Here is a 10,721-nt window from a genome sequence, read left to right on the forward strand (position 1 = left end):
ATTATAATACTTGAAAACACCGGAAATGCACTTCTAACTGCTAGTACATTAGGCCGCATTTTCCCTTTTAATGACATTCAGTGCAGATCCTTCTTTGAACCAACCAATTTGCGATTCGTTATACGTATGGTTCGCCATTATGGTATCCGTACTGCCATCCGCATGAACAACTTCTATCGTTAAAGGTTTGCCAGGTGCGAAATCCGCAATATCAACAAAGTTGAAGGTATCATCTTCTTGGATCAGATCATAATCGCTTTCCTTGGCAAAGGTCAATCCCAACATGCCTTGTTTCTTTAGGTTGGTTTCATGGATACGGGCAAAAGATTTTACCAGCACCGCCGCAACACCCAAATGTCTTGGTTGCATGGCTGCATGTTCCCTTGAAGACCCTTCCCCATAGTTATGGTCGCCCACAACAATCGATTTAATACCAGCGGCTTTATAAGCCCTTTGCGTATCAGGAACGCCACCGTATTCCCCTGTCAATTGATTCTTGACAAAATTGGTCTTTTTATTGAATGCGTTGACAGCACCTATTAAGGTATTGTTGGCGATATTATCCAAATGTCCACGGAACCTCAACCATGGTCCCGCCATTGAGATATGGTCTGTCGTACATTTACCAAAAGCCTTGATCAACAATTTCACCCCTTGCAATTGTTCTGGTGTAATAGGTTCGAAAGGCTCTAGCAATTGTAACCGTTCCGACGTTGGACTTACTTTGACCTCAACCTTAGACCCATCTGCATCAGGTGCCAAATAACCGGCATCCTCAACAGCAAATCCTTTAGGTGGAAGCTCTATCCCCATCGGTTCATCGAGTTTCACCTCTTCACCATCTTCATTGATCAACGTGTCGTTCATAGGGTCGAAATCCAAACGCCCAGAAATCGCAATTGCAGCGACCATTTCCGGTGAACCGACAAAAGCATGCGTATTCGGGTTGCCATCGGCCCGTTTAGAAAAGTTACGGTTGAACGAATGAACAATGGTATTTTTCTCATCACCTTTCAGGTCGCTACGATCCCACTGACCAATACAGGGTCCACACGCATTGGTAAAGACCGTAGCCCCTAAATCCTCGAATGTTTCGAGTAACCCATCCCGTTCGGCGGTAAATCGTATTTGTTCCGAACCTGGGTTTATTCCAAAGTCCGATTTTGGTTTTATTTTCTTGACGACTGCTTGCTTCGCGATAGAGGCTGCACGCGATAAATCCTCATAGGAGGAATTGGTACAGGAACCGATCAATCCCCAATCGACCTGAAGTGGCCACCCATTTTTTCTTGCCTTGTCACCCAATTCGCCGACAGGTGTTGCCAAATCGGGCGTAAAGGGACCATTCAAATGTGGTCTCAGTTCATCTAAATTGATTTCTATGAGTTCGTCGAAATATTGTTCTGGATTGGCATAGACCTCATCATCTGCCGTTAGATATTCCTTTATGGCATTGGCGGCATCTGCCACCTCACTGCGATCGGTGGCCCTTAGATAACGTTCCATAGAATCGTCATAGCCAAACGTTGAGGTAGTGGCCCCCACTTCGGCACCCATATTACAAATGGTCCCTTTACCGGTACACGAAAGGTTTTTTGCACCATCCCCAAAATACTCGATGATAGCACCTGTACCCCCTTTTACGGTAAGGATACCTGCCACTTTTAAAATCACATCCTTAGCAGAGGTCCACCCCGATATCTTTCCTGTCAGTTTCACCCCGATCAATTTGGGAAATTTCAATTCCCAAGCCATACCGGCCATTACATCCACTGCATCGGCACCACCGACACCGATGGCGACCATTCCTAATCCACCGGCATTCACCGTATGGGAATCAGTTCCGATCATCATACCGCCAGGAAATGCATAATTTTCCAAGACCACTTGGTGGATAATACCGGCACCAGGCTTCCAAAAACCAATACCATATTTATTAGATACCGATTCCAAAAAATCGAAAACCTCCGCACTGCTTGTATTTGCTACTTTTAAATCGGCGACTGCCCCACTTTTGGCTTGAATCAAATGATCGCAATGCACCGTTGTTGGCACCGCAACTTTTGGCTTACCCGCCTGCATAAACTGTAAAAGTGCCATTTGAGCCGTTGCGTCCTGACATGCAATTCGGTCAGGGGCAAAGTCTACATAATCCTTACCTCGCGCAAATGCCTTGGTAGGAGCACCATCCCATAGATGGGCGTATAAAATTTTCTCAGACAGGGTAAGTGGTTTACCGACTATGTCACGGGCTTTGTCAACCCGGGTTGCCATCTTGGAGTAAACACTTTTGATCATTTCGATATCAAATGCCATTATATAGAATATTTAGTGTTATAGTACTTAGGCGAAAGTAAGAAAATCCATGTGGCAAATAAAATTTTTACACAAGGATTAGCATGATTTTCACAATTTGATAATTACGGGGTCGACCAATTACCAAAAAGGTGGAAAAGTGTTCCTTTGATAACCTCTTAAATCACAGGTTAAAACAACCTCTGGATGATGTCCTCCTCAGAAATGCCCTCTGCTTCCGCTTTATAATTCTTGATAATGCGATGACGAAGAATTCCCATGGCAACGGCCTGTACATCCTCAATATCAGGCGAAAATTTACCTTGTACCCCAGCATGGGCCTTCGCACCAAGGATCAAATTTTGTGAAGCCCTTGGTCCCGCTCCCCAATCGAGATACTGTTTAATGAAATCAGGAGCCGTATCTAAACCGGGTCTTGTTTTACTTACGAGGTTAACCGCATAATCCACCACATTATCAGGTACGGGGATTCGGCGTATCAAATGCTGTACCTCCAATATTTCGGCTGCGTTGAATAGCGCGTTTATCTTGATCGTATTGTCTGATGTCGTGGCTTTGACAACAGCAATTTCCTCTTCTATTGATGGATATTTCAATTCTATGGCAAACATAAAACGATCCAATTGTGCCTCAGGTAACGGATAGGTTCCCTCTTGTTCTATTGGGTTTTGTGTGGCCAAAACAAAATAGGGCAATTCGAGTTTATGCTGTTTTCCGGCTATGGTCACCGCTCTTTCCTGCATAGCTTCCAACAAGGCGGCCTGCGTTTTTGGAGGGGTTCTGTTAATTTCATCCGCTAGGATGATATTCGAAAAAACAGGACCTTTGATGAATTTGAAATTACGGTTTTGATCAAGAATCTCACTTCCCAAAATATCGCTGGGCATTAGGTCGGGTGTAAACTGAATTCTTTTAAAATCGAGCCCCAATGTTTTCGCAATGGTATTTACTATCAAGGTTTTCGCCAGTCCGGGAACGCCGATCAACAAAGAGTGCCCCCCTGTATACACCGACAATAGAATAAGGTCGATTACGTTTTCTTGGCCTATTATGACCTTGGCTATTTCCTTTTTAAGGGCAGCATGCTTTTGTACAAGTTGATTAATAGCGGTGACGTCTGACATACCCTTTTACTCCTTTACCCAGTTGTTCTCGAATTCGCACCCTTTATTGGAGTCATTTACGCTAATGTAGGTATCATCTATATGTTCGGCCATCCATTTTTTAATGGCATTGAATTGCTTCTCCCTAAGAGCCAACTCTTGGATCCGGGTATAATCCTTGGCAAAATCGGCCACATGTTCATTATACCTGTTGGTTACCTGTAATAGTTTGTATTTTGGTCCGCCTCCTCTTGGATCTTGTTCTAAAATTGGATACGAGATCTCATCATCTTTAAGATTACGTACCTGATTATAGAGTGCGGGATCCATGTTGGTCAATTCGAACCTAGAACCGTAATCAATAGGATTCCTTAATAAACCACCATCAAACTTGGTTTCCTTTTCATCGGAAAAATTACGCGCAGCATCGGCAAAGGTAAATTTACCTTCGATGATATGCTTGCGTATGCTATCCAATTCGCTCTTGGCCGCATCCAATGATTCCTGGGAAATCTCAGGGGTAATAAGAATATGCCTTAAATCGAGCTCTTGGCCCCGGATCTTTTCAATGTAGATCAAGTGATACCCAAACATCGTTTCAAACGGATCCGAAACCTCCCCTTCCTGAAGACTGAAGGCAACATCCTTGAAGGTCTTATCAAAACCGGTATCCTTGGTAATGCTGTAAAACCCTCCTTTGGATTTAGAACCGGGATCTTGGGAGTATAAAATCGCCTTAACACTGAATTTGGCATCATTGTCCTCAACATCGGCTTTTATGGCATTCAACTTATCGATGACCTTCTGTTTTTCCGCTTCCGTGGCCTTAGGCTGTTTTATGATCTGGGAAATCTCCATTTCCGCACCAAAAACCGGCCGTTGATCCTCGGGTATCTTGTTGAAGAACTGTCGCACCTCCTCTGGGGTGATCTCTATTTCGGAAACAATGCTATTCTGCATTTTTTCCGAAAGCATCCGTAATTTGTTTATTTTATTGATGTCTTCCCGTAAACTGGCCTCACTTTCCTTTTTGTAGAATTTAAGCAGTTTCTCCATGGAGCCCATTTGGGCGACAAAGGATTGAATCTGTCTTTCAGTGGTCATACTCACCTCATCATCCGATACCAGTAAACTATCCTGTACAGCTTGATGGGCATACAAGCGATCCTCCATCAATTTACCCAATAATCCACAGCGTGTGATATCCTCAGACATCGCGCCTTGACTCTTCAAATCGATCAAGGTTTTCTCAATATCGGATTCCAAAATGACATAATCCCCTACCACCGCGGCAATACCATCGAGTTTCAATTTTTTGAAATTGGTGGTTGAGTCCTTGACGATACCACGATCAGCTTCCAATTCGGTTTGGGGCGGTTCGATCTGCGTATCCGGAATCTCATCGGGTACCTGTGAAATGGCACTTGCCGAAAGTAACAAAAGGGATGTGAATAGGGTAATCTTACTTGTCTTGCGCATAGACTTCGAATTCTTTTTCTTTAATAGCTTCATCTATTATCTCTGTTTCCAATTTTCGAATATAGTCCAATTTCCTGCGGTTCAGAAGCACTTGCCGAATGGATGGTTCTATATAGGACAAGGGAGCAATGTCATTGATTTCGAGCACTCCCGTTATCTTTGCCAAATATACCCCTAATGAATCCTGCAATTCAAAAAATTGTGATTTTTTTAAGTATCGGTCCTGATTATCAAGGGTTAAAAGCGGAATTTCATCCCGTATCCTAGATGCCGTGACCCAAATAGAGTCATTGAAGTTCAGTTTCTTGAACTGCACCCCGATCGAATCCAAATAGCGGATATCATCTTCCTTGAAACGCTTTAATTTTTCAACGACAGATTCCTTGTTCATGAACTGAGGTGGTAAATGAATGAATCGTAGGCTGATCAATTTTTCCTTGAGCTTAAAGTTTTCCTTTTCTTTCTCATAAAAGGTCTCCAGTTGGGTTTGGCTAATAACCGAATCACTCCCTTGTTGTACCAAGGCCTCTTTGTAGGCACGGGTGTATAAATCGGTTCTATAGGTTTCTACCAAGGCATCGAATTCACCGAGTTTGTCTTCTGAAAGATTGATTTTGGCCTTTGACAGCAATAATTGTTTTGACGCCCAATTGTTGATATAATCAGTAACAAACGAAGCGCTATCGGCCTTACTCATGGTATTGCTCAAAAGTGGTGCAATGTCTTCCTTGAATAAATACAATTCCCCTACCCTGGCAATGGGCTGTTCATCGGAATTGTCCTTCCATAACGAATTGCAGGAGACCACAAAGAGGGCCAAAACCATCCAGGAATATCCTTTGGGGCGCAAACTTTTGAATCTAAAAAACATCCAGCAAAATTAAGAATTACTTCATGTTAAACAAGTTATATAGGCTTTCATTAACACATTTTACACCGATGTGATCCTGAATTACAAAATCCGGTGGAAAACCTAACTTCCCAATAGGTTTTGCGGCATTAGGGCAAGCCCCCTAAATTATACCCGTACAATGAAAATTGGGTAGAAAGAACATAACCTTGGCACAAATATCCAAAAAGAAGTACTTTAGGGTTCGCTAATGGCCCATCGAGGAATAATCAAAGAATATGAACCGTAAAATCAAACTCATTTGGGACTTTCGAGGTCCGACGGCCGCAAAGACTGCGGAACATCATGAACTTCATTTAAAGGAATACATGAAAGCGGAAAAACTGCAACCCCCTATTACCGGAAACCAACAGATTAACGAAATGTATAGCTATGCCTTTATGGTCGTTGAAGAAAACCACATGATCATGGTTCGTGATGCCTTAAAACCACACCGTGCTGAACTGTACAAAGATTAAACCCATAATCCAGTTTTACACCAGCCAATGTACCATAAATTATTTTTTTCCATTTTTCTTTTAGGATTGCTAGTTGCCTGTGAGGAAAACCCGAAATCGACCAATCCCCTTGAAGTTGCTTTGGCTTCAACAGATCCGAATATAAAACGCGTCGTTGATAGTTTGGATCAGTTCGAAGTGCAAATTAAATTTACAGAAATAAAGAGAGATCAGGGCCGTGTTCTTTTTGAAGATTATGATTTTCAGGTGAATGATTCCAATTATTTCTATCCAGCCAGTACCGTTAAATTACCCATCGCGGTTTTGGCGTTGGAAAAACTCAACCAATTGGATTCGCTTCATAGGGACACCCGTTTTTATATCGAAGGGGATTCCGTAGAAACCACGTTCGCTGCTGACATCATTAAAATTTTTGCGGTCAGTGACAATAGGGCCAATAATCGATTGTTTGAATTTTTAGGACAGGATGCCATCAACAATGCATTGCAACATAAAGGTATCGATTCCGTGCGTATATCGCATCGTTTATCAACCGACGATGCCTATGTCATTACGACTACCCCGCTCGTCATATACCTGAATGACAGTACAACCACCATGTTGGAAGGCACTATAAACACGACCGTTGAACCTTTGAAAATGAATAGGATCAGGAAAGGTATTGGTTTTTATGAGGAAGATGTCTTGATCCATGAGCCCTTTGACTTTGCCCTAAAAAACCGATACCCCATCAACGCACAACATGGCGTTATGAAACGACTTATCTTTCCTGAAGCCTTTAAGGAAAATGAACGTTTTTATATAAGCAAGGCCCAAAGGGAGTTCATTCTTGAGGCCATGCAAAAATTACCGAGGGAGGCCGGTTATGATGCCAAGGAATATTACGATAGTTATGTAAAATTCCTAATGTTCGGCGATAGTCAGGAAGACATCCCCGATACCATAAAAATCTACAACAAGGTCGGTTACGCCTATGGCACCCTGACCGACTGTGCCTATATTCATGATGAAAAAAACGAAGTGGAGTTTATCCTGACCGCCACCGTCCTTGTTAATAGTGACGGAATTTTCAATGACGATACCTATGATTACGATACCATTGGAATCCCTTTTTTGGCCGCATTGGGCCGGGAGATTTATACCTATGAATTACATAAAGGAGGTAAATAATCAATTTTTTGTTTAAAAATCATGCTGTAAGCCAGTAGATCGCATCAATAAATTTTAGATCCCAACGTTTAAAGGTTAGCTTACAACCGATAAGTGGCCTATTCATACCATTAGGATCCGTAAACCACATCTATGTCAGACCATCAAAACCGCATTGACCAACTCAATCAAAAATTAGAAGCACTCCTGGGCAAACAAGAAGTTTTTGCGAAAGAACTTATGGCCCTATACCGTGAAATCGAAGACCTGAAAAAAGCGGAAAACGAAAGTCCCGCTGTGGAAAAGGTCATGCGATCCCAGATTGAAAAAGAAGCACCAAGACCGGCCAGTATACCGACAGAGGAGGTGAAAAAAGAGCGCGCAAAAGAACCCATTGTCGCACCGCAACCACAAAAAGACCCCCTGATCAAAGTGCGGCAAAAACAAAAAACACAATCGAATTGGGAAAAGTTCATCGGTGAGAATCTGATCAATAAAATTGGGATTGTAATTACGGTTCTGGGTGTTGCCATAGGAGCAAAGTATTCCATCGAAAATAATTTGATAAGCCCTTTGACCCGAATCATATTGGGGTATTCGGTAGGCTTGGGCCTCCTTGGTTTTAGTATAAAACTCAAGACCAAATATGAAAATTATAGTGCTGTACTTGTAAGTGGGGCTTTGGCAATCCTGTATTTTATCACCTTTGCCGCCTATAGTTTTTATGAGCTGTTCCCGCAACCCATGGCCTTCGCACTGATGCTGGTATTTACCGTTTTCGGGGTAGTGGCCGCATTACATTATAACAAACAGATTATCGCCCATATTGGACTTGTAGGGGCCTATGCCGTTCCCTTTCTACTGAGTAATGATTCTGGCAACCCCCAAATCCTTTTTGGTTATATGGGCATCATCAACATTGGTATTTTGGTAATCGCCTATAAAAAATATTGGAAATCCCTTTATAATTCATCGTTCATCATTACCTGGTTGATCTATGGCAGTTGGATCGGATTCTCCTATAATTATGGGGAGCATTACACGACGGCCTTGGTTTTCTTAAGTCTGTTCTTCCTGATTTTCTATGCCACTTTTTTATCCTATAAACTAAGGGCCTCTGAAAAATTCAAAAATTCAGATATCGTACTGTTATTACTCAATTCGTTCGTGTTTTACGGCTTCGGTTATGGACTACTTTCACAAAATGAAACCGGAGCACAGCTTTTAGGGGTCTTTACCCTGTGTAATGCCATTTTGCATTTCATGGTAAGCCTAATAATCTTTAAGAAAAAATTGGCCGATCGCAATTTATATTATTTGGTCTCGGGATTGGTCTTGGTATTTTTGACCATTGCCATTCCGGTTCAACTTGACGGCAACTGGGTTACCTTGTTGTGGGCCTTTGAAGCCGCCTTGCTTTTCTGGATAGGTCGCAAAAAAAATGTTGTGGTCTACGAATACCTATCCTATCCCCTTATGGTTTTATCCCTGTTCAGTCTTTTTCAGGATTGGACGTTAAGCTATTCCGCCTATAGATCAAGCGAAACGATGATGAAACCCATACTGAATATCACCTTCATGAGTTCCATACTGTTTTTGGTCGCTTTTGGTTTCATCAATTGGATACAAAACACAACGAAACAAGGCGGAGCAATACAAACAGGCAATACAATGTTTAAAATCATGACGTTTGCCATTCCAAGTATTTGGCTTATCGTACTCTACAGCAGTCTCTTTTTGGAAATCCAATACTATTGGGAAATGTTGTACTACGGTTCTGAAATCGCCATCAGCGATGAAAACCAATATGAATATTATAAGTACAACGCTGATCTCAGAAGTATGGGCAACATTTGGTTGCTTAATTATTCCCTCTTTTTTGTAGCGATTCTGAACCTAGTGAATATAAGAAAAATACAGAAAAGGGTCATGGGCATCCTATCACTGATTATCGGCTTATTTACAGTTTATGCATTTCTCTCATTGGGATTGTACGAATTGAGCGAATTAAGGGAGAATTATGTTGAACAAACCAATGCGGAATATTATAATACGGGGTACTTTAATGTGGTTGTTCGTTATATAAGCTTTGCATTCTTAGGCTTCTTGCTTTTTAGTTTGTACCGTTTGATTCGCCAGTCATTTATGAAGATCAACTTTACCAAACCTTTCGAAATTTTAGTCCATAGTACCATCCTGTGGGTTGCGAGTAGCGAACTGTTGCATTGGATGGATCTTTCTGGAGTAAACCAAGGTTACAAATTAGGACTTAGCATTCTTTGGGGCCTATATGCATTACTATTGATCATCTTGGGAATTTGGAAAAACAAAAAGTATTTACGCCTTGGGGCCATTATCCTTTTTGGTATCACCTTGATCAAATTGTTTTTCTATGATATTGCTTCGCTCAACACGATTTCAAAAACCATTGTTTTCGTTTCTTTGGGCATATTATTACTGATCATTTCATTCCTTTACAACAAATACAAACTCAGAATATCAGATGAGGATACGAACTAGATTTAATCTTATAGCACTTCTTTTATTTAGCACCATCACTTTGGCCCAAATAGGCGACTACAATGCCAAAAGGAAAATCCTGGGCGTTACTGAACCATGGCATTCCTTGGAAATGCCCCCATCGGTGTTCAATGACCTAAAAGAGAACCTCGCGGATATTCGAATATATGGAATCACGGCCACAGACACCTTGGAAGTTCCTTACCTAATGCGTATTGCCAAGGAAGAACGGACCCAAAAGGAAATCGCCTTTAAATTGATCAATACTTCAAACCGGCAGGATACCCATTATTTCACTTTTGAGGTGCCTACCCAGGAAATCTTGAATGAGGTTGAATTGGATTTCAAAAATGAAAATTTTGATTGGAAGGTAACGCTGGAAGGCAGTCAAAACCAATTGCAATGGTTTTCGATTTTGGAGGGTCATCGTATGTTAGCGATAAAGAACAGTCAAACTGACTACAGGTATACCCATTTGAATTTCCCCAATGCGAAATACCGCTATTATCGCCTCTCGTTTCGAAGCGAGACCCTACCCGAACTACAAACAGCCAAAATATACCTGGATGAAAACACCCCTGCCCAGTATACTATGGCCAACATTGCCAAACTTGAAAATTTGCGCCTAAAGGACAAAAAGCAAACCGTGCTCGATATAGCATTAGAGGGGCGCGTACCTATCAGCTTCCTTAGCTTGGATATTCAAAATACCGTTGATTATTATCGCTCTTTTCGGCTACAATATGTTCAGGATAGCGTCTCAACGGAGAAAGGGTGGAGATATAA

At 41.8% G+C, this 10,721-nt stretch carries 8 protein-coding genes; 4 read left to right on the top strand and 4 right to left on the bottom strand.

The window, feature by feature from the left end; genetic code table 11:
• Nucleotides 1-48: 48 nt before the first annotated feature.
• The 4 genes from WBM98_RS03310 to WBM98_RS03325 all read right to left on the bottom strand — a co-directional run bounded on the left by WBM98_RS03310 (nucleotide 49) and on the right by WBM98_RS03325 (nucleotide 5,769).
• Nucleotides 49-2,316, bottom strand: a complete 2,268-nt coding sequence (locus tag WBM98_RS03310; protein WP_424364602.1) for an aconitate hydratase — start codon at nucleotides 2,314-2,316, stop codon at nucleotides 49-51.
• Between the two features lie 170 nt (nucleotides 2,317-2,486).
• A complete protein-coding gene (locus tag WBM98_RS03315; protein ID WP_424364603.1) occupies nucleotides 2,487-3,440 on the bottom strand; it encodes an AAA family ATPase in 954 nt (317 codons plus the stop codon).
• A gap of 6 nt (nucleotides 3,441-3,446) precedes the next feature.
• Nucleotides 3,447-4,931 carry a peptidylprolyl isomerase gene (locus WBM98_RS03320; RefSeq protein WP_424364604.1) on the bottom strand — a complete coding sequence of 495 codons (1,485 nt, stop codon included), beginning with the start codon at nucleotides 4,929-4,931 and terminating at the stop codon, nucleotides 3,447-3,449.
• Nucleotides 4,882-5,769 (bottom strand): peptidyl-prolyl cis-trans isomerase, encoded by an 888-nt coding sequence (locus WBM98_RS03325; RefSeq protein WP_424364605.1) that lies wholly within the window; start codon nucleotides 5,767-5,769, stop codon nucleotides 4,882-4,884. The genes WBM98_RS03320 and WBM98_RS03325 overlap by 50 nt, the downstream gene beginning before the upstream one ends.
• A gap of 257 nt (nucleotides 5,770-6,026) precedes the next feature.
• Here WBM98_RS03325 and WBM98_RS03330 point away from each other — a divergent pair, with 257 nt between their 5' ends.
• The 4 genes from WBM98_RS03330 to WBM98_RS03345 all read left to right on the top strand — a co-directional run.
• Nucleotides 6,027-6,266, top strand: a complete 240-nt coding sequence (locus tag WBM98_RS03330; RefSeq protein ID WP_424364606.1) for a hypothetical protein — start codon at nucleotides 6,027-6,029, stop codon at nucleotides 6,264-6,266.
• 27 nt (nucleotides 6,267-6,293) lie between these two features.
• The gene (locus WBM98_RS03335) at nucleotides 6,294-7,436 is read left to right on the top strand and encodes a serine hydrolase (protein WP_424364607.1); all 1,143 of its coding nucleotides are present in this window, start codon (nucleotides 6,294-6,296) and stop codon (nucleotides 7,434-7,436) included.
• Nucleotides 7,437-7,568: 132 nt separating this feature from the next.
• Nucleotides 7,569-9,935 (top strand): DUF2339 domain-containing protein, encoded by a 2,367-nt coding sequence (locus WBM98_RS03340; protein WP_424364608.1) that lies wholly within the window; start codon nucleotides 7,569-7,571, stop codon nucleotides 9,933-9,935.
• The coding region (locus tag WBM98_RS03345) for a DUF3999 family protein (RefSeq protein WP_424364609.1) at nucleotides 9,919-10,721 on the top strand (803 nt) is incomplete at its 3' end. The genes WBM98_RS03340 and WBM98_RS03345, both read left to right, overlap by 17 nt.

It is taken from the genome of Maribacter sp., assembly GCF_049667165.1.
Lineage (GTDB): Bacteria > Bacteroidota > Bacteroidia > Flavobacteriales > Flavobacteriaceae > Maribacter_A.